Source organism: Amycolatopsis solani (assembly GCF_033441515.1).
In the GTDB taxonomy this organism is placed as follows: Bacteria; Actinomycetota; Actinomycetes; order Mycobacteriales; family Pseudonocardiaceae; genus Amycolatopsis; species Amycolatopsis solani.
The window spans coordinates 549,448-568,031 of the sequence record NZ_JAWQJT010000002.1 but is presented as its reverse complement, the minus strand read 5'-3'; the positions used below and the strand labels follow the sequence as shown (position 1 = coordinate 568,031).

At 71.5% G+C, this 18,584-nt stretch carries 13 protein-coding genes; 4 read left to right on the top strand and 9 right to left on the bottom strand.

What is annotated here, in order from left to right; genetic code table 11:
• Positions 1–28: 28 nt before the first annotated feature.
• Complete coding sequence (locus SD460_RS23315; RefSeq protein WP_290057937.1) at positions 29–1,477, bottom strand: hypothetical protein; 1,449 nt, start codon at positions 1,475–1,477, stop codon at positions 29–31.
• A gap of 628 nt (positions 1,478–2,105) precedes the next feature.
• Here SD460_RS23315 and SD460_RS23310 point away from each other — a divergent pair.
• The gene (locus tag SD460_RS23310; protein WP_318306729.1) at positions 2,106–3,251 is read left to right on the top strand and encodes a cellulose binding domain-containing protein; all 1,146 of its coding nucleotides are present in this window, start codon (positions 2,106–2,108) and stop codon (positions 3,249–3,251) included.
• A 1-nt stretch (position 3,252) separates the two neighbouring features.
• Here the strand turns inward: SD460_RS23310 and mgrA are convergent, their stop codons facing one another.
• Both mgrA and SD460_RS23300 read right to left on the bottom strand, forming a co-directional pair.
• Complete coding sequence (mgrA, locus tag SD460_RS23305) at positions 3,253–4,248, bottom strand: L-glyceraldehyde 3-phosphate reductase (protein WP_290062788.1); 996 nt, start codon at positions 4,246–4,248, stop codon at positions 3,253–3,255.
• A gap of 27 nt (positions 4,249–4,275) precedes the next feature.
• Entirely contained in the window at positions 4,276–5,469 is a 1,194-nt protein-coding gene (locus SD460_RS23300) for an AGE family epimerase/isomerase (protein ID WP_290062787.1), read from the bottom strand.
• Between the two features lie 156 nt (positions 5,470–5,625).
• Between SD460_RS23300 and SD460_RS23295 the strand changes: the two genes are divergently transcribed.
• Entirely contained in the window at positions 5,626–6,696 is a 1,071-nt protein-coding gene (locus SD460_RS23295) for a lytic polysaccharide monooxygenase auxiliary activity family 9 protein (RefSeq protein ID WP_290062785.1), read from the top strand.
• Positions 6,697–6,810: 114 nt separating this feature from the next.
• Here the strand turns inward: SD460_RS23295 and SD460_RS23290 are convergent, their stop codons facing one another.
• Positions 6,811–7,764 (bottom strand): LacI family DNA-binding transcriptional regulator, encoded by a 954-nt coding sequence (locus SD460_RS23290; RefSeq protein ID WP_318306728.1) that lies wholly within the window; start codon positions 7,762–7,764, stop codon positions 6,811–6,813.
• A 139-nt stretch (positions 7,765–7,903) separates the two neighbouring features.
• Here SD460_RS23290 and SD460_RS23285 point away from each other — a divergent pair, with 139 nt between their 5' ends.
• Entirely contained in the window at positions 7,904–9,175 is a 1,272-nt protein-coding gene (locus tag SD460_RS23285) for an ABC transporter substrate-binding protein (RefSeq protein WP_290063051.1), read from the top strand.
• Positions 9,176–9,582: 407 nt separating this feature from the next.
• Here SD460_RS23285 and SD460_RS23280 read toward each other — a convergent pair whose 3' ends face one another.
• Entirely contained in the window at positions 9,583–9,858 is a 276-nt protein-coding gene (locus tag SD460_RS23280; RefSeq protein WP_290057805.1) for a hypothetical protein, read from the bottom strand.
• Here SD460_RS23280 and SD460_RS23275 point away from each other — a divergent pair.
• Complete coding sequence (locus SD460_RS23275) at positions 9,857–10,375, top strand: GNAT family N-acetyltransferase (protein ID WP_290057803.1); 519 nt, start codon at positions 9,857–9,859, stop codon at positions 10,373–10,375. The two genes, SD460_RS23280 and SD460_RS23275, sit on opposite strands and share 2 nt — an antisense overlap.
• A gap of 52 nt (positions 10,376–10,427) precedes the next feature.
• Here the strand turns inward: SD460_RS23275 and SD460_RS23270 are convergent, their stop codons facing one another.
• The 4 genes from SD460_RS23270 to SD460_RS23255 form a co-directional block, all read right to left on the bottom strand.
• Entirely contained in the window at positions 10,428–12,236 is a 1,809-nt protein-coding gene (locus SD460_RS23270; RefSeq protein ID WP_318306727.1) for a glycoside hydrolase family 6 protein, read from the bottom strand.
• 26 nt (positions 12,237–12,262) lie between these two features.
• The gene (locus SD460_RS23265; protein WP_290057800.1) at positions 12,263–13,786 is read right to left on the bottom strand and encodes a cellulase family glycosylhydrolase; all 1,524 of its coding nucleotides are present in this window, start codon (positions 13,784–13,786) and stop codon (positions 12,263–12,265) included.
• A gap of 10 nt (positions 13,787–13,796) precedes the next feature.
• Positions 13,797–16,736 carry a glycoside hydrolase family 48 protein gene (locus SD460_RS23260; protein ID WP_290057799.1) on the bottom strand — a complete coding sequence of 980 codons (2,940 nt, stop codon included), beginning with the start codon at positions 16,734–16,736 and terminating at the stop codon, positions 13,797–13,799.
• Between the two features lie 690 nt (positions 16,737–17,426).
• On the bottom strand, positions 17,427–18,422 hold the full coding sequence (locus SD460_RS23255; protein ID WP_290057807.1) for a LacI family DNA-binding transcriptional regulator: 996 nt from the start codon (positions 18,420–18,422) through the stop codon (positions 17,427–17,429).
• Between the last annotated feature and the right edge of the window lie 162 nt (positions 18,423–18,584).

The window sequence follows — 18,584 nt, the reverse complement described above, 5'->3', positions numbered from 1 at the left end:
GACACCTCCGCCCGCGTCGGGTCGCCCGTCACGGCCGCGCCGAAGCGTGGGCGTCCAGGACCGACTCGGCGAGGTTCCGCGCGGTCGCCGTCGCGCGCCAGCGTGGGTCGGTCAGTTCGGTCGCCAGCACCTTCAGCATCGCGTGCACCATGTCCGGCTGCTTGCCGACGTTCGCGGCCAGCACCGGCTCCACCTGCGCGGCGGCGCCGTCGAGGTCGCCGAGCCTCAGGTGCGCGCGGCCCGTGTCGATCCGGATCATCGGGTCCATGGCCTCCCAGCGGTGTTCCAGTGAAAGCTTCTCGTAGGCCTCGCGGGCGGTCGTGAACTCGCGCAGCGCGGCGGACGCCTGCCCGACCGACAGCAGCGACGTCCCGGCCATGTAGTGCCGCCGGTCCTTCGTGATGTTGAAGAACTGGTCCTCACCGCCGGCCCCGACGTCGGGGTCCTCGATGCTGGTCCAGCGCGCGATCGCCTCCAGCACCTGCGGCTCGGCCTGCACCGACGACCAGCCGCGGGCTTCGGCGAGGATCAGCGGCGCGTCGGTGAGGCGCCCGCCTGCCTGGTAGTTCAGCCCGTCGGCGGCCAGCCGCGCGGACTCGATGCCGTTGCCCGACCAGAACGCCACGCGGGCCTGCGACGTGCGCACCCAGCGCCGGGCCAGGAAGTCGTCGGCGTACTGGGTGTAGAGCCAGGCCGCGGAGTTCAGCTGGCGGGAGAGGCGGTACCGGCCGAGGTCGCCGGCGATCCACGCCATCATCGCCGCGCACTTCGCTCCGACGAGCAGCAGGTCCTGTGTCTGCTTCGGCCGCTGCCTGCCCTTCAGCAGCGCCGAAGTCCGCTCGTCGATGACCGAGAGCTGGCCGAGGATCGCGTCGGGCGCGGTGCGGGTGTAGGCGCCGCCGAGGAAGTCCAGGTCCGCCCACAGGTCGTCGAGCTGGACGTCGTCGACGTTGGTGCTCGTGAGCAGAATCGCGTCATCGAGTGCGCTTGCCCCGATTTCCTCGTCGGGCCGGGCTTCGCCACGCGGGACGGCGAGAGCGGGCGGCGCGGGCACGGGCGGCGGCACCGCCGGTTCCTCGCCGGCGTGGTACTCGGCGAGGTCCTTGGCCGGCAGTTGCTCGAGATCTCGCAGGCCCAGCAGCGATTTCCAGCTGGTGCCGTACACCCCGGCCAGCACCCGCAGGGCCGCGACCGTCGGCCGGACACCGCGTTCGGGCCACTGCTCGTACTCCCAGATGCGGGTGCCGCGCATGCCCGCGCGGGGATCGCCGGTCGCGGCGTTGTAGTGGTGCGCCGCGACGTCGAGCGAAAGCTCGGACGCCAGCCGCCACGCGGTGCGCGGCGGAATCCCGCATTCGACCACCAGGTTCTCCGCCACCCGGGCCGGGATCTCCGCTTCGGGGAAACCCAAGGCGGCCAGCCGGTCGCGCAGTTGTGCACGGTACGGCTTACTCCCTGGCTTGACCTGTCGGCTCATCGTTCACCCAGTGCGGTTCGGAGTACTGGTGCACACGGAAGACAGTACCCCAGCGTGACGGCGGGGGCCCAGGGCGTCACCGGTGCCGGGACCGTGTGATTTCCGAGATGTTGAGCCCGCAACAAGGGTTTCCGCCGCGCCGGGCGCATCGCCGGGGGTCCGGCTGGGGTTTCGGCCACGAGGCCTTCGACGCGGGCACGCGCCCATCCGTTCCACAGAGGACTCGAACTCGGCCTCGACAGTGGTTGAGAGCGCTCCCATAGTCACTTGGCCATGCACCCGCCGAGCCGCCGGGGCGATCTTGAACGGGATTCACGGAATCCACCCCAACGGCGGCATCGACCGGCGCGCCGCGGTAGCGCAGCGCGATCACCACACCCGTTGCCGGACAACGCATTCGGCTGTTCAGTACGGTTCAGTGGACGCGCCGGGGCGCGGCGCCGCCGGAAACCGGACCGCGGGACCGAGGTGCGTCCGGGTCCCGCTTTACAAGACCGACATCCCGGGGTTACTTTTTCGGCGGCTGGAAGCGCTCCCATGCCAGGTCGCCTCGCCAGAACGCGGCCACCACCCAGGGGCGTCGTGGTGCAGGCCACGGCGCCCCTGTCCGCGTCCCGGGAGGACCCCGATGCCCAGCAGGTTCGCCGGCGCCCTCGCCGCACTCTGCCTCGCCGCGGCGGGCACCACCGCGGTCCTCGCCGCCGGGCCGGCCGCCGCGGCGCCCGCCTGCTCGGTCGCCTACCGGGTCAACCAGTGGCAGGGCGGCTACACCGCCGACCTCACCCTGACCAACGGCGCGACCGCGCTCTCTTCCTGGACCCTCGGCTGGACCTACTCCGGGAGCCAGGCCGTGACGTCGGCCTGGAACGCCACCGTCCGCCAGTCCGGGACGGCCGTCACCGCGCAAAGCCTGCCCTACAACGCGACCCTGCCCGCCGGCGGTTCGGTGTCGTTCGGCCTGCAGGGCACCGGCAGCGGCCCCGATCCCACGGACTTCGCGCTCAACGGCGTCTCCTGCGGCGACTCCGCTCCCCCTCCGACGACGACCACCACCACACCCACCACGCCCACCACGACGACGTCCACGCCGCCGCCGCAGGGTTGCGACAGTGCCGCCCTTTGCGACGACTTCGAGCAGCAGGCCGGCGGCACCCCGGGCGGCCGCTGGACCGTCGGCGCCGCGAACTGCCAGGGCACCGGCACGGTGACCGTCGACGGCTCGGTGGCGCACTCGGGCAGCCGGTCGGTCAAGGTCACCGGCCAGGGCGGCTACTGCAACCACGCGTTCCTCGGCACGCCCGTGACCGGCTCCGGCGTGCTGTACGGGCGGTTCTGGGTCCGGCACACCACGGCGCTGCCCACCGGGCACGTCACCTTCCTGGCGATGCGCGACAGCACCGACGGCCGGGACCTGCGGGCCGGCGGCCAGAACCGCGCGCTGCAGTGGAACCGCGAGTCCGACGACGCCACCCTGCCCGCGCAGAGCCCGGCCGGCGTCGCCCAGAGCGTCCCGCTGCCGACCGGCACCTGGTCCTGCTTCGAGTTCCGGCTCGACGGCGCGGCCGGGCAGCTCCGGACGTGGCTGGGCGGGACCGAAGTGGCCGGGCTCGTCGTCGACGGCGTCCCGACCGCCGACGTCGACCAGCAGTGGCTCGCCCGGGCCTGGCACCCGGCCGTGACCGACCTGCGCCTCGGCTGGGAGAGCTACGCCGGGGACGCCGACACGCTGTGGTTCGACGACGTCGCCGTCGGCTCCTCGCGGATCGGCTGCTGAGCTACCGGGCGGCGATCCGGTCGATCTCGGCCAGCTCCTCGTCGGTGAACTCCAGGTTCGCCGTGGCCGCGACGGTGTTCTCCAGCTGCGCGACGCTGCTGGCGCCGATCAGCGCGGACGTGACGCGCCCGTGGCGCAGCACCCAGGCGATGGCGAGCTGGGCCAGCGTCTGCCCACGCCGCTTGGCGACGTCGTTCAGCGCGCGGATGGTGCCCAGCGTCTCCTCGGTGAGCCGGGCACGGGTGAGGAACGGGCTCGCGCCCGCGGCCCGCGAGCCGGCCGGGACGCCGTCGAGGTAGCGGTCGGTCAGCAGGCCCTGACTGAGCGGCGAGTACGCGATGGAGCCGACGCCGTGCTCGTCGAGGGTGTCGAGGAGGCCGTCCTCGACCCACCGGTTGAGGATCGAGTACGACGGCTGGTGCAGCAGCAGCGGCGTGCCCAGCTCGCGGAGCACCCGGATCGCGGCCTCGGTCTGCTCGGGCGAGTAGTTCGAGATGCCGGCGTAGAGCGCCTTGCCGGACCGGACCGCGGTGTCGAGGGCACCCATGGTCTCCTCGATCGGCGTCTCCGGGTCCGGGCGGTGGGAGTAGAAGACGTCGAAGTGGTCCAGGCCGGTGCGGGCGAGGCTCTGGTCCAGGCTGGCGAGGAGGTTCTTGCGGGAGCCCCATTCGCCGTACGGGCCGTCCCACATCAGGTAACCCGCCTTGGACGACACCAGGATCTCGTCGCGGTAGGGCCGGAAGTCGGCCGCGTAGTGCCGCCCGAAGTTCGCCTCGGCCGCGCCGGGCGGCGGGCCGTAGTTGTTGGCCAGGTCGAAGTGCGTCACGCCGAGGTCGAACGCCCGGCGCAGCACCGCGCGCTGGACGTCGAGGGGCTTGTCGTCCCCGAAGTTGTGCCACAGGCCGAGCGACACGGCGGGCAGCTTCAGCCCGCTGCGCCCGGCCCGCCGGTACGGCATGTCCGAGTACCGGTCCGCGTGGGCGGCGAAAGGCGACATGGTCCTCCTCAGTCGATCACGGGCAGCTTAGCGACGCGGGGCGAGCGCGCCGGCGAACGACGCGGCCGGCGGCAGTGCGGGCAGCAGCGTCGCCTGGTAGGCGTGGTAGATGTCCGGCTTGCCCGCCCACACGGTCGCGGCGGGGCGGTTTTCCGGGTCGAGTTCGTGGTGCCACGACCCGCGTTCCCGGTCGGCGAAGCAGGCCTCGGCGTGGGCGCACCACTCCTGGAACCGCTCGAGGTACGCCGGCTCGCCGGTTTCCTGGTGCAGCGTCCACGCGGCGGCGATCGCCTCCGCCACGACCCAGTGCAGCCGGGTGCGCACGACCGGCGTCCCGGCGAAGTCGGTGGTGTAGACGAAGCCGGGGTGCCCGTCGACGGCCCAGCCGGTCCGGGTGGCGGTTTCGAACAGCGCCGCGGCGTCCGGGACCAGCCAGTCCGGCGCGTCGGCGCCGAGCGCCCGCTTGAGGTGCACGGCGAGGCGCGCCCACTCGAAGAGGTGCCCGATCGTCGCCCCGAACGGGCGGAACGGGTGGGCCGGCTCGGCCCGGTTGAACTCGAGGCGCACCCGCCAGTCCGCGTCGTAGTGCTCGGGCAGCAGCCAGCCGTGCGCGCGGGCTTCGCCGTGCACCAGGTGGTCCACAATGGACAGCGCGCGGCCGGCCCAGACGCGGTCGCCGGTGACGTCGGCGGCGGCCAGGAACGCCTCGACGGTGTGCATGTTCGCGTTGGCCCCGCGGTAGTCCTCCAGCCGCGTCCAGCCGCGGTCCCAGACGTCGGCGACCCGCCCCGGCCCCGGTTCCCAGAAGCGGCGTTCGACGACGTCCAGGGCCTCGGCCAGCAGTTTCTCCGCACCGGCCGCCCCCGCGGCGGCCGCACTGGAGGCGGCCAGTACGACGAAGGCGTGCTCGTAGGCGCGCTTTTCTGACAACGTTGTCGTCGCGTACCAGCCACCGTGGTCGGGATCGCGGAGCACGCCGGTCAGCGCCTCGACGCCGTGCGCGACCTGCGCCTCGGCCGGCGCGCCCTGCAGCTGCGCCAGCGCGAAGACGTGCGTCATCCGGCAGGTGATCCAGGTTTCGACGGGCCGGTCGAGCACCGGCCGCCCGGTGTCGTCGAGCCAGGCGAACCCGCCGCCGGGGTGCGCCGCGCGCGCGGCGAATCCGAGCAGCCGGAGGGGTTCGGCCCGCACCCAGGCGGGGACCGGAGACGGACTTTCCACGCTGTGCCTTTCTCGGTGATCGACGACCTCCGCCAACGTAGGCCAAGGCCGCCGTCCAGGTCACCGCGGGCTGTTCCGGAAGTGACCGCCGCCGCGTAAGCTGACCTTGAGAGCGCTCCCAGTCTTCGACGCACGCTACCCGACGAAGGGACAGACGTGACCAGGAGACGAAGTACCATCCTCGCCGCCGTCACCGTGCTGCTGGCGAGCCTGACCGCCATTCTCCTCAACACCGGCACGGCCGAGGCGCACGGCGCCATGATGAAACCGGGCAGCCGGACCTTCCTGTGCTGGCAGGACGGGCTCAGCTCGACCGGGCAGATCATCCCCCAGAACCCGGCCTGCTCGGCCGCGGTGAACACCAGCGGCGCCAACTCGCTGTACAACTGGTTCGCCGTGCTGCGCTCCGACGGCGCCGGGCGCACGCGCGGCTTCATCCCGGACGGCAAGCTCTGTTCCGGCGGCAACGCGGGCTACGCCGGCTTCGACCAGGTCGGCAACTGGCCCCTGACCCACCTGACGTCCGGCGCGAAGTTCGACTTCTCCTACAACGCGTGGGCCGCGCACCCGGGCTGGTTCTACACCTACGTCACGAAGGACGGCTGGAACCCGAACCAGCCGCTGACCTGGGACTCCCTGGAGGATCAGCCGTTCCTGACGATCGACCACCCCCCGGTGACCGGCCAGGTGGGCACGGTCGAGGGCCAGTACCAGTGGTCCGGCGCGCTGCCGTCGAACAAGACCGGCCGGCACATCATCTATTCGGTGTGGAAGCGCTCCGACAGCGCGGAGACGTTCTACGGCTGCTCGGACGTGACCTTCGACGGCGGCCACGGCGAAGTCACCGGGGTGAAGGACCCGGGCAACACTCCGACAACGACGCCGACGACAACCCCGACGACCACGACCACGACGCCGCCGGGCTCGTGCATGGCGATGTACGAGATCACCAACGCGTGGAGCGGCGGCTACCAGGCGACGGTGACGGTGATGAACCACGGCACGACCGCGTACAACGGCTGGCAAACCGGGTGGACGCTGCCTTCGGGCCAGACGATCGGCAGCGTCTGGAACGGGACGGTGAGTCAGTCCGGGTCGGCGGTGACGGTCCGCAACGCCGACTGGAACGGCCGGATCGCCCCGGACGGGCAGACGACGTTCGGTCTGGTGGTCAACTCGCCGGGGAGCAACCCGGCGCAGCCTTCCCCGTCCTGCCAAGGAAGCTGACCGTCTGGTGTGGACAGTTCCAAACGCCCCAATGTGGCGTTCGGTGCGTCTGACGCACCGAACGCCACATTGGGTGCGCTGGACGCAACCAACGCCACATTGGGGCGCTCGGACTCACGCCCGCACGGGGCCGGTACTCCCCCGCGTCACCAGCGTCGGCCGCGGGGCGCACACGTCGGTCGCCGTCTCACCCACCAGCAGGTCTCGCAGCAGCGCCGCCGCCAGGGCGCCCAGCTCGGCCAACGGGCGCCGGACCGCCGACAGGGCCGGGCGGACCAGCCGGCACAGCGGCGAGTCGTCCCACGACACCACCGAAACGTCGCCCGGGACCGCCAGTCCCAGCTCGCGGGCCGCCACCAGTGCGGCCACCGCCAGCACGTCCGTGTCGCACACCAGCGCCGTCGGTGGCCGGGGAACCGACAGCAGGCGGTGGGCCACCCCGGCGCCCGCTTCCGCCGTGCCCGCGTCGACCGTGGCCGTCTCCACGAAACCCAGCCGGCCGGCCGCCGCGGTGAACGCGGCCGCGCGGGCCCGTGGGTCGGCGAACACCGCCGGCCCCGCGATCCGGACCACCCGGCGGTGCCCGAGCGCGGCCAGGTAGCCGAGCACCTCGCCCGCCGCCGCCGCGTCGTCCACCCACACCGACGGGACGCCCGGCGGTCCGGGTGGGCCGCCCAGCAGGACCGCCGGTACGCCGGGCGCCGTCAACGCGCACCGCGGCCCGGCCAGCAGCAGCCCGTCCACCTTGCGGGGGCCCGCGCCGTGGACGGGCAGCAGCAACGACACCGGACCCAGCTCGCGCTCGACCCCCTCCAGCAGCGCGACCAGGAACGGCTCGACGCCGAGCACGTCCGGGGCGTGGTCGAGGACCAGGCCGATCGCCCCCGTCCGGCCGCCGGCCAGCGCCCGCGCCGAGCTGCTCGGGGACCAGCCGAGGCGACGGGCGATCTCCGTGATCCGCTCCCGCGTCGCTTCGGAGACGCCCGGGCGGCCGTTGAGCGCGTAGGAAACCGCACCCTTCGACACCCCCGCTTCCCGCGCGATGTCAGTGATCGTCGGCCGCTTCACCGCGCTCCTCCGTTCGCCCGGTGTCCGTCCGGACACCCGCCGTCGCGCACCTTGACACCCGCCCCAGCCGGAACGAGACTCCCATCCGGGAGCGCTCCCAATCACGAGGGAGTGAGTCGTGGACGGGGAGTGCGCGCACATGAAGCAGATTCGAAGACGGCTGGCCCACGCCGTCACGCTGGTCCTGATGGTCGTGCTCGCCGGCTGCGGGCCGGCCACGCCCGAGCGGATCACGCTGACGCTGGCGACGTTCGGGCAGTTCGGCTACGAGGACCTGATCCCCGGCTACGAATTCACCCACCCCGGCCTCACCGTGCGGCAGGTCCGCACCGAGCAGGGCGGGCCCTACCACCAGGACCTGCTGGCCAAGCTGCAGAGCGGCCAGGACCTCGCGGACATCCAGGCCGTCGAGGAAGGCCACCTCTCCGACGTGCTCGCGCAGGCGGGCAAGTTCACCGACCTGGCGAAGGCCGGGCCCGCCGACGTCCGGCCCGGCCGGTGGCTGGAGTGGAAGTACGAAGCGGGCCGCAGCAAGGACGGCAAGCTCATCGGCTACGGCACCGACATCGGCCCGCTCGCCATGTGCTACCGCAAGGACCTGCTCGAAACCGCGGGCCTGCCCACCGATCCGGGCTCGGTGAAGACGATGTTCGCGTCCTGGGACAGCTACTTCGAAGCGGGCGCGCGGTACGTCAAGCGCTCGAAGGGCAAGGCGTGGTTCGACTCCGCGGCGCAGAACTTCAACGCCATGGTCAACCAGCTCCCGGTCGGCTACCTGGACCGCGACGACCGGTCGACGCTGGAGACCAACGCCGCCCTGCACGACGCCTGGAACCAGGTCACCACGGCGGTGAAGCAGGGCCAGTCGGCGGGGCTCACGGCGTTCGCCGACGACGGCAACAACGGCCTGCGCCAGGGCGCGTTCGCGACGAAGGTCTGCCCGTCCTGGATGCTGGGCGTCATCGAACAGCAGGCCGGGCTGGGCAACGCGGGCAAGTGGGCGATCACCGACGCCTTCCCCAACGGCGGCGGCAACTGGGGCGGCTCGTACCTGACCGTCCCCGCCAAGAGCGCGCACCCGAAGGAGGCCGCCGCGCTCGCCGCCTGGCTGACCGCGCCCGAGCAGCAGCTGCACGCGTTCCGGGTGAGCGGCAACTTCCCCAGCCAGGTCGACGCCTTCACCTCCCCCGACCTGCTCAGCGAGATGAACGGCTACTTCGGCGGCGCGCTGAGCGGGCAGGTTTTCGTCGCACAGGCGCAGAAGGTCGGCAAACCGCAGTACAAGGGCCCGGGCGACGGCAAGATCCAGGAGACGGTGGTGGCGCCGGCGCTCAAGTCGGTGGAGCAGGGCGCCGACCCGGCCGCGGTCTGGCAGCAGGTGCTGATCGGGGTGCACCAGCTCGTGAAGTGAGCCGGGGGCGGGGGCGGGCCGGGCGGGCGGGGTCGCGAATGACTCATTGGGGACCTGGGAGGTCGCGAATGAGTCATTGGCGGCACCGGCACCGGGTGAGTCGACGCCGAGGTGGCCGCCACCGCGAGCCGCGGCCACACCACCGCGCGCCGGGTCCCCACCACGAGCGCGGCCAGCACGACGAACTGCGCGGCCACCAGTGCCCGGCGAGCCACAGCCCCGGCCACCGTCACGAGCCGCCGCAACACCACTACCGCGAGCAGCGGCGAGACCACCGCCGCGCGAGCAATCGGCCGGACCGCCACCGCGAGCCATCGCAACACCACCACTGCGAGCCGCGGCGAGACCCCCGCCGGGCGAGGCACCGCCCGGGCCGCCACCGCGAGCCATCGCGACACCACCGCCACCTAGGCCACCACCGCGAGCCACAGTGAGACCACCGCCAGTCGAGCCACGGCCCGTGCCACCCATGCCAGCACCAGCACCAGCAACGGGCGACTTGCCGCCAGGCGGGCCACCACCGCGTGCCGCCGCGACACCACCACCGCGAGCCGCGGCCAGAACACCGCCGGGCGAGCCACCGGCCAGGCCACCACCGCGAGCCGCTGCGACCCCGTCACCACCGTGGGCCGCGGCGAAACCCGGTCGCGCCCGCCCACCCCGCCGGGCAAGGTGGCCGCCATGAGCGACCTCGACCCGATCCTCGGCCACCGCGTCCGCCGCCCCGGGCCGGATGACCACCTGCCCGTGCTCGCCGTCCTCGATCGGTGGTGGGGTGGGCTCGGTGGTGACGAAGGCTCCCGTCAACGGGCCCTGCTCCTGCCGAAGCTCATGTTCCAGCACTTCACCGGCAGCAGCTTCCTCGTGACCGGCGACGAGGGGATCGTCGCGTTCCTGATCGGGTTCCTCTCGCCGTCGCGGCCGGCCGAGAGCTACATCCACTTCGTCGGGGTCGATCCCGCCGAGCGCGGGCGCGGCCTGGGGGCGGCGCTGTACGAGCGCTTCTTCGCCTACAGCCGCGAGCACGGGCGCTCGGTGGTCCGGGCGATCACGTCGCCGGTGAACAAGGGTTCGCACGCGTTCCACACCCGGATGGGGTTCGTCACCGAACCAGGGCCGACAGAGTTCGAAGGTCTGCCGGTCCAGCCCGACTACGACGGGCCGGGCCTGGACCGGCTGAGTTTCCGCAAAAACCTGTGAGTGGAGACCGGGCCGGGCGGCGGCTGCGCGGCACCGCCCGGCCCGGAAATCGTTACTGCACCGGCGGGTAGGCGTTCTGGACCAGTTCCTCGAACTGGGCCTGGAACCACTTGCCGGACAGCGGCGAGTTCGGCAGGGCACCCGTCAGGTTGCCGCCGTTCGCCTGGTCGCTGCCGTGGTAGGTCGGGTCGCACATCCGGTCGAAGCCCTTGCCTTCGTCGTTCGGGATCTGCGAGCTCGCGCCGTCGGACTCACCCGGCGGCTTGATCCAGACGTAGGCGTCGAAGTGCGACGCGGGCGCGACCGTCGGCCGCACGCCGAGGCCGGCTCCGCTCTGGTTGCACCAGTTGCCGCGGTGCAGCCGCCGGTCGATCCGGCCGGAGTTGACGTAGCTGTCCACAGTGGACCCCGACGCGCCGCTGGGCCGCGCCGAGCCGCCCCAGCCGTTGCGGGAGGTGTCGATCAGCATGCCGATGCCGCTCGGCAGGCCCGCCGACACGAACGCGTTGTACATCGCCGTGGCGAACGGCACCTCGGCGAAGTACGGGTTCCACTGGTAGAACGTCGCCGACCGCAGCGGCTGGCCACCGACGTTGAGGCTCGAGTCCGGCAGGTTCGGCTCGGTCAGCGGCGTGTAGTTCGCCGTGTCGCTGATGAAGCCGTCGATGCTGTTCACCCCGGCCGTCGTGCCCTGCAGGGTCTGCTTGACCAGGTTGACGAACGGCTGGAAGTTGCTGTCCCAGCCCAGCCACGCCGAGTGCGCGATGTCCAGGTAGTTGTAGACGTTGGAGATCGCGTGCAGCTTGTTCAGCGCGTACTGGATGCCCTGGGTGTACGCCCCGGTGGACTGCGCTTCGGCGCACTTCGCCGTCGCGGTGTTGGTGATCAGGTTGGGCAGCGAGTCCGGCTCGACGACCGCCACGACCCGCAGCGGCGCGTACTTCGAGTCCGAAAGGATGGACGCGATCGGGTCGATGTACTCGCTCTTGTACCGGGCCAGGCCGCCCGAGCCCGCCTGCAGCTCACCGTTGGACGCCAGCGCCGCGCAGTCGCGGTTCGGCAGGTCGTAGACGACGATCTGGATCGTCACCGGCGTGCCGCCGCTCACCTGGGCCAGCGCCGCGTCGAGGTGCCCGCGCAGGCCGCGCGCGCTCGACGTGCCCTCGATCGCCGCGATCCGGTCCAGCCACACGGCCGTGGACGTGTTCGCCACCTTGGCCATCTGCGCGCCGAGCGTGCCGCCCTTGGCCGCGGCCGCGGCGGTCACCGAGGCCGACCAGTCCGGGTTCACGTACCCCTTCGCGCCCGCGTACGGGTTGTCCACGTGGGTCCCCGGTTGCGGCGTGGTGGTCACGGTCGTGGGCGTCGTCGGGGTGGTGGGTGTCGTCGGGGTGGTCGGCGTCGTCGGCGTGGTGGTCGGCCCACCGGTGCTGCCGGTGCAGACCGTGCCGTTGAGCGAGAACGACGTCGGAACGGCGTTGGTGCCGGAGTACGAGCCGTTGAAGCCGAAGCTCGCCGTCGCGTTCGACCCCAGGTTCCCGCCCCACGACGGGTTCTTCGCGCTCACGTGCTTGCCGGACTGGCTGAACGTCGCGCTCCAGCCCTGCTGCACCTGCTGGTTGCCGGCGAAGTCCCACTGGACGTCCCAGCTCGACACCGCGTCGCCGAGGTTGGTCACGGCGAGGTTCGCGGTGAAGCCGGTGTCCCACTGGTTGACGGTGTAGGTGACCTTGCAGCCCGTGGCGGCGGTCGCCGGGCTGCCGCCGGCCACCAAGAGCCCCGCGACGACCGCGGCGGCCGTCACCGAGGAAGCCGCGGCGAGCCGCACCTTCCTCTTCGGGGACCAGAATTCACTCTTCATCGAGTGTGCTCCTTCGTGTTGTCGGGTCAGGCGCTGCAGGGTGTGGCACCGACGGCGAAGCCGGTCGGGGAACCGGTCGAGGCGCCGGTCGCTTGGAAGCCGATCGACGCCGAAGCGCCGCCGGCCAGGTCGGGCGCCCACGTCGGCGCCTTGGCCATCGCCTGCTGCCCGGACTGGGTGACGGTCGCGCCCCAGCCGCCGGTGATCTGCGTGCCCGCGGGCACGGTCCAGCCGAGCGCCCAGCTCTTGAGCGGCGAGCTGCCGGTGTTCTTGAGCGTCACGGACGCGACGAACCCGCCCTGCCACGTGTTGTCGACGTGGTAGGTGACGGCGCACGAGATCGCGGGCGGCGGATCGGTCGTCCCGCCGCCCGAGCCCACCGGCGGGATCAGGTACGGCTGCAGGATCGCCTGCTTGGCCTGGTTGACGGTGGTCCAGTCGTCGTTGAGGATGCCGCCGGTGTCCCCCGAGTTCGGGTTCCACGACCAGTACGTGAAGCTCATCCCGGTGGTCCCGGTGCCGGCGTACTTCATCAGCTCCTGCAGCCAGGTCTTGTCGCGCGGGTCGGCGAGCGTGCTGCCGAATTCGCCGAGCAGCACCGGCGCGATGTTCTGCTTCTGCAGGTAGCCGAAGAAGTGGTCCCACAACGCGGGCAGGTTCGCCGGGAACGACGGGTCGGAGAACCACGGCTGCGCGAACACCGAAGTGGCGTACTCGTGCGCCGAGTAGACCAGCTTGTCCGGTTTGGACAGTCGCACCGGGAACGTCTTCGCCCCGGAAAGGTTGCCACCCCACCAGCCGCACTGCGGGTCGCCGGTGCCGCTGACGCAGTCGACGCCCTCGACGATGACCAGCCAGTCCGGGTTGGCCTCCAGGACGGCGTTCCCGCCGCGTTCGGCGGCCAAGCGCCAGTCGGTCGCGGTGTCGCCGCAACCCCAGCACGCGCCACCGCCACCCTGGATCGAGTGCGGCTCGTTGTGCAGGTCGGCGCCGATCACCGTGGTGTTGCCCTTGTAGTGCTGGGCGAGCATCGTCCAGTCGGACAGCCACCGGCTTTCGGGGTACGCGCTGGTGTACCAGAGCGCGGACTGCGCGCCGGAGTCCGGCCGGTGCTGGTCGAGGATCACGCGCATGCCCTTCACACCGGCGTACGCGATGATCTTGTCGAGCACCTGGAGGCCGGAAAGCCCTTGCAGGTCCGGGTTCTGGACGGCGTCGATGCTGTTGGGCTTGACGCCGGAGTCGAAGAGCTGGTTCGAGTACGGCAGCCGCAGCGTGTTGTAGCCGAGGCCCGCCATCTGGTCGAGCATGTCCTTGTAGTTGCGGCTCCACAGCCCGTGCGGCGAGTAGTTGCCGGTCTCGGCGCCGAACCAGTTGACACCGGTCATCCGGACCGGCGCGCCGGTGGCGTCGACCAGCTGGGAGCCGGACGCGTGCCAGAACCCGGTGCCGGTGCCGGATGCAGCAGCGGAGGCCGCGGTGGCCGGGGACGCCGTGAGAACGGCGCCCCCGACCAGTGCGGCGACCACCAACGAGAGCAGTCGCTTCATCGAGTGCCTTTCAGCCGAACAGGGCGACGTGGGCGGCGAACGCCGTGGCGATCTCCGACTGCGCCCAGAACCGGTGGTAGGTGAACGTCGGCGCGGCGCCACCGTCCAAGTAGGACTGCACCTTCGGCCACTGTGGATCGCTCTTGTAGAAGGAACGGATCGAGGTGAACGTCGAGCTCGAGGAGATCGGGTCGCCGTTCGGCATCGTGCCCGTCCAGCCCGGGGGCACGTACAGCCCCTGGTCCGTGGTGGCGTTGTAGGCGTCGTCGAACCGGTTGTAGTCCGACCGCGTCTCCGGCACCGCGATGCCCTTGGTGTCGGTGTTCGCGGACAGCGCCGTCAGCAGCTGCTCCCCGACCGTCTTGGCCTGGGCGTTGCTCGACCCGGACGCGTAGTAGAGCAGCGTCTTGGCCAGCGAGGCCGCGACCCCGACATCGTTGCTGTAGTTCTTCACCGTGACGTGCAGGCTCGTGTTCGAGCCCGGACTGGTGGCGTTCCAGGTGTCCGGCGCGCCGCTCCAGGTGAGGTCGGCCGGGATCTGGAAGCTGCCGCCCGAGCCGACCGTGGTGTTCGCGATCGCCCACGGGACCCACTTGTCGAGGATCTTCTTCGCCCGGGCGTCGCCGGTCGCCTGGTAGTACTCGGCGATCCGCTCCATGCCCCAGGTCTGGAAGCCGAACCACTGGTTGCTCGGCGGGTCGTGCCAGACCGGCTGCTGGTCGTAGAACATCCCGTAGAACGTGGGCGTGCCGGACGGCGGAGTGCCGTACTGGCCGTCCCAGCTGTTGGTCGCGCCGCCGGCGAGCCCGCCTTCGGACGACTGCAGCCACTGCAGGAACTCGAGCTGACGGCCCAGACTGGTCGCCCAGTCCTGCGCGCCGGTGGCCGAGGTGACCTTCAGGCCCGGGTCGGCCGAAAGCGCGTACGCGGCCAGGGGGTTCTGGTAGCCCTGGTGGGCCGCCCCGTCGCCGATGCGCCACGCCCACGCGCTGGACGGGTCCATCGACCCACCCCAGGCGTAGTACCAGGAAACGAGGTAGTGCTCGCTGTCCTTGCCGGTGCCGGCCGCGCAGCTAGAGGCGCCGACGCAGTTGCCGATCTTCTTGAAGTACTTGTCGAACAGCGAGTACCGGAGGTAGTCGCCCATCTTCGACGCCTTCTTCACGACCGCCGAGACGTCGGCGCTCTTGCCCTGCGCCGCCGCCCACTTCTCGGCCTGGAAGGCCACCTGCACGGCGCGGGCGTCCGCGTCGGGCGCGTTGGTGTACTTCCACTGCTTCGCGTACGACGAGTCGCCGGTGAACAGGTCGAGGTACCCGTTCTTGCCGCCGAACTGCAGGATGTCGCAGCTGGGCTGGGTGACGGTCTCCCACACCGATTCCTGCGAGCCGCGCTGGAAGGTGTTGATGAACGCCGGCGCGGTGTTCGTGCCGTCCTCGCAGTGGCCGAACTTGTAGATGTTGTCGACGTCGAGCAGCCAGTGCATGCCGTAGACGTCCGCCGAGCCGTAGGCGGCCTTCAGTTCCGCCGCGATCGGGTCGGCGCCGACGGACACGCCGGACTGCAGCTGCGACGGGTACTGCTTCGGGCTCGGGTACTCGGCCGCGTAGGTCGCCGGCTTGCTCGCGTTGTAGCCGGAGTTGCCGGGCTGGTCGGCCGCCGACGGGATCGCGTAGGTCTCGATCGACGTCCACGCCTGGTTGAACGGCGACCAGTCACCGGTGATCCGGCCGTAGGACGCTTCCAGCCACAGGTAGTAGCTGAACGCCTCCGACGTCGTCTCGTGGCCGTGGTCCGGTGCCTCGACGATCAGCGTCTCGATCGAGTGGTAGGGCACCAGGATGGAGCCGAACTTGCGGAAGTAGCCGTTGTTCGGATCCTTGATCTTGTTGTACTGGGTCAGGAACGCGAGCTGGTAGTCCGAAGTGGACGACGAGATTTCGTTGACCGCCACGGTGGCCGCGGTGTAGCCGCTGCTGCTCGCGGTGAAGGTCGCGCTGCCCAGCGCTCCCCCGTTGTCGGCACTCGTCACGGTGACGTTCTGCGGGGTGTTCCAGTTCGCCGTCGTGAAGGTGAGGCTCGCGGGGCTCGCGGTGAGGTCGGTGCTGCCCGCGGTCCGGGCGACGCCGACGGTCACCGAGCCGGTGGGCGCGCCGGCGAGGCTGACCGCGAACGTCGTCGTCCCGCCCTGCTTGACCTGCGCGGTCGCCGGGGTGGCGACGATCGTGGGGCCGGAGAGGACCTTCACGCTCACCGGGCTCGACGTGGTCGAGGCGTTCTTGTTGTCGTAGGCCTTCGCCGTGATCGAGTAGGTCCCGGCCGGGACGTTGCCCCAGCTGCCTTCGAACGGCGCGGCCGTGTCGGTGGCCAGCAGGGTGTCGCCGGCGTAGAACTCGACCTTGCTCACGGTCCCGTCACTGTCCGCGGCAGTCGCGGCGAGCGGGATCGTCGCGGGGGCGTAGTAGGTGCCGCTCGCGGTGGGCGAGGTCAGGGTGACGGTGGGCGCCTTGTTGGCGCCGGTGCACGCGGTGCCGTTGACGGAAAAGTCGGTGGGCGGCCGGTTGGCGGAGCCCTTCGAGCCGTTGAAGCCGAAGCTGGTGCTCGCCCCGGTGCCGAGGTGGCCGTTGTAGGAGAGGTTCGTCGCGGTGACCGCGGCGCCGGACTGGGCGAAGGTGGCGCTCCAGCCCTGCTGGACCCGCTGGCCGTCGAGGAAGGTCCAGCCGACCTTCCAGCTGTCGAGCGGCGAGCCGTCGTTGCGCAGCGAGACGTTGGCGGTGAACCCGGTGTCCCAGTCGTTGGTGGTGTAGGTGACGGAACAGGCGACATCGGCGCCGAGCGCCGGAGGTGGGGCGACCAGCGAGGCGGCGGCCGCGAGCGTGGCCGTGGCCAGGGCCAGGCCACGCGACCGGCGCGTTCGGCGCCATCGGCGCCATCGGGGAGAGGAACGCATGGCTGCGGAACTCCTTTGTCCGTAGGGAGCCAGCGATCTGGGAGCGCTTCCAGGCGCAGACGGTAGCCAGCCGGAAACCTGGATGTAAAGAATCGAGTCAGAAGGACACGTCGGCCACGGACGTCACTTCTGCGCGCGCGGCGAACGGCGGCTCGCTGAACACTCCTGAACAGCTCTACCCGATAGTGGGGGTTTCACTCGTTTGGCTTAGCCTGGCGGTTACTTGGAGCGGTGAGGAAACGGCGTTTAGCGCCGAAGGCGTACATCTCGGCCGGAAGGGTGGCGTCCGCTGAGACCGCACGTTGGGCGGCGGGTGCGGGATGGGTGGGGTTGGGGTGCGGCCGAACGGCCGCTTGGGGTGCTTCCGGGGCCACGCCGGGTGGACGGACGGGTCCGCACAGGTCGGGCGCTCGCAGATCGGGCGGCCCCAGGTCAAGCGGCCCAGGTCGCGGCCGCGCGGCGGGCTCTTGAGCCGCGCCGAGCCCCGCGGGCGGCTCCACCCAGGTCGGGCGACCCCAGACCCGGCGGCCCAGGTCGAGCGGCCCCCAGGCGAGCGGCCCCAGGTCGCGAATGACTCATTCGGGACCTCCGCGGTCCCGAATGAGTCATTCGCGACCTTCGCCGCGGCCCCGTGACCGGTGCGAGGTGCCCGGAGCGAGGGCCAGGGAGCCGGGAGCGTCAGAGCGGCCCTCAGCTCGAGGCGCGCACCGCCAACGAGACCGGCAAGACCTGCTGCCGCGGCTTCAAGCTCTGGTCGTCGAGCAGCTGCAGCAGCGTCTCGACCATCGCGTGGACCTGCTCGCGCGGGTCCTGGTGCACCGACGTCAGCGGCGGGTCCATCGCCGGGGCCAGGGTTGCGTTGTCGTCGAAGCTGACCACCGCGACGTCGGCCGGGATGCGGCGGCCGGCTGCGTCCAGGGTGCGCAGTGCGCCCACCGCCATCATGTCGCTCGCGACGAACACCGCGTCGAGGTCCGGGTGGCGGGCGAGCAGGGCCGACATCGCCGAAGCGCCGCCGGACAGCGTGAAGTCGGCCTCTTCGGCCAGGTCGGCCGGGTCGAGGCCGGCGTCGAGGAGGGTCTTGCGCCAGCCGGCGAGGCGGTCGATCGAGGCGCTCTGGTCCTGGGGGCCGGCGATCGTCCCGATCCGACGGCGACCGGCCGCCACCAGGTGTTCCACCGCCAGGCGGGCGCCGCCTTCGTTGTCGAAGTCGACCACGTGGACGCCGCGGCGGATGCCGGCTGCCTGGCCGCCGAACACCACCGGGATGCGCAGCAGGCGCAGGGCCTTGGGGAGCGGGTCGGCGCGGTGCGGCGCGAACACCAGCGCGCCGTCGACGTGGCCGCCCTCGAGGAACCGGACGGTCTTGCCGAGGTCCTCGCGCGTGTCGCTGAAGATGAGCACCATCTGGCGGCCGATGTCGGCGAGCTCGCGATAACCGGCGCGCATGACCGACGTCCGGTACGGGTCGTCGAGGAGCCGGGCTTCCGGCTCGGAGAGCACCACGGCGATCGCGCCGGTGCGGCGGGTGACCAGCGAGCGGGCCGCCTGGTTCGGGGAATAGCCCAGGTCACGGGCCGCGGCCTGGACCTTCTCGCGCGCCGCCGCGCTGACGTAGGCGTCGTCGTTCAGCGCCCGCGACGCCGTCGACCGCGACACGCCGGCGAACGCCGCGACGTCCTCCAGCGTCGGCCGCTCTTCATCCCCTGATCGAGGCCCCACACCTACCGCCCTCGCTCCCGCAACCACCCTGACGCGGACAGCTTAACCGGCAAGCCGGATGACGTCCGGGAGCGCTCCTCGCAGGAAACGCTCCGGTTACGACCCCTTGACACCGGTGAGGCCCCC

Bases quoted from the DNA above. Each gene is read 5' to 3' on its own strand.
- SD460_RS23315 (WP_290057937.1), bottom strand. From the start codon at position 1,477: ATGAGCCGACAGGTCAAGCCAGGGAGTAAGCCGTACCGTGCACAACTG.
- SD460_RS23310 (WP_318306729.1), top strand. From the start codon at position 2,106: ATGCCCAGCAGGTTCGCCGGCGCCCTCGCCGCACTCTGCCTCGCCGCG.
- mgrA (WP_290062788.1), bottom strand. From the start codon at position 4,248: ATGTCGCCTTTCGCCGCCCACGCGGACCGGTACTCGGACATGCCGTAC.
- SD460_RS23285 (WP_290063051.1), top strand. From the start codon at position 7,904: ATGAAGCAGATTCGAAGACGGCTGGCCCACGCCGTCACGCTGGTCCTG.
- SD460_RS23275 (WP_290057803.1), top strand. From the start codon at position 9,857: ATGAGCGACCTCGACCCGATCCTCGGCCACCGCGTCCGCCGCCCCGGG.
- SD460_RS23280 (WP_290057805.1), bottom strand. From the start codon at position 9,858: ATGGCGGCCACCTTGCCCGGCGGGGTGGGCGGGCGCGACCGGGTTTCG.
- SD460_RS23270 (WP_318306727.1), bottom strand. From the start codon at position 12,236: ATGAAGAGTGAATTCTGGTCCCCGAAGAGGAAGGTGCGGCTCGCCGCG.
- SD460_RS23265 (WP_290057800.1), bottom strand. From the start codon at position 13,786: ATGAAGCGACTGCTCTCGTTGGTGGTCGCCGCACTGGTCGGGGGCGCC.
- SD460_RS23260 (WP_290057799.1), bottom strand. From the start codon at position 16,736: ATGCGTTCCTCTCCCCGATGGCGCCGATGGCGCCGAACGCGCCGGTCG.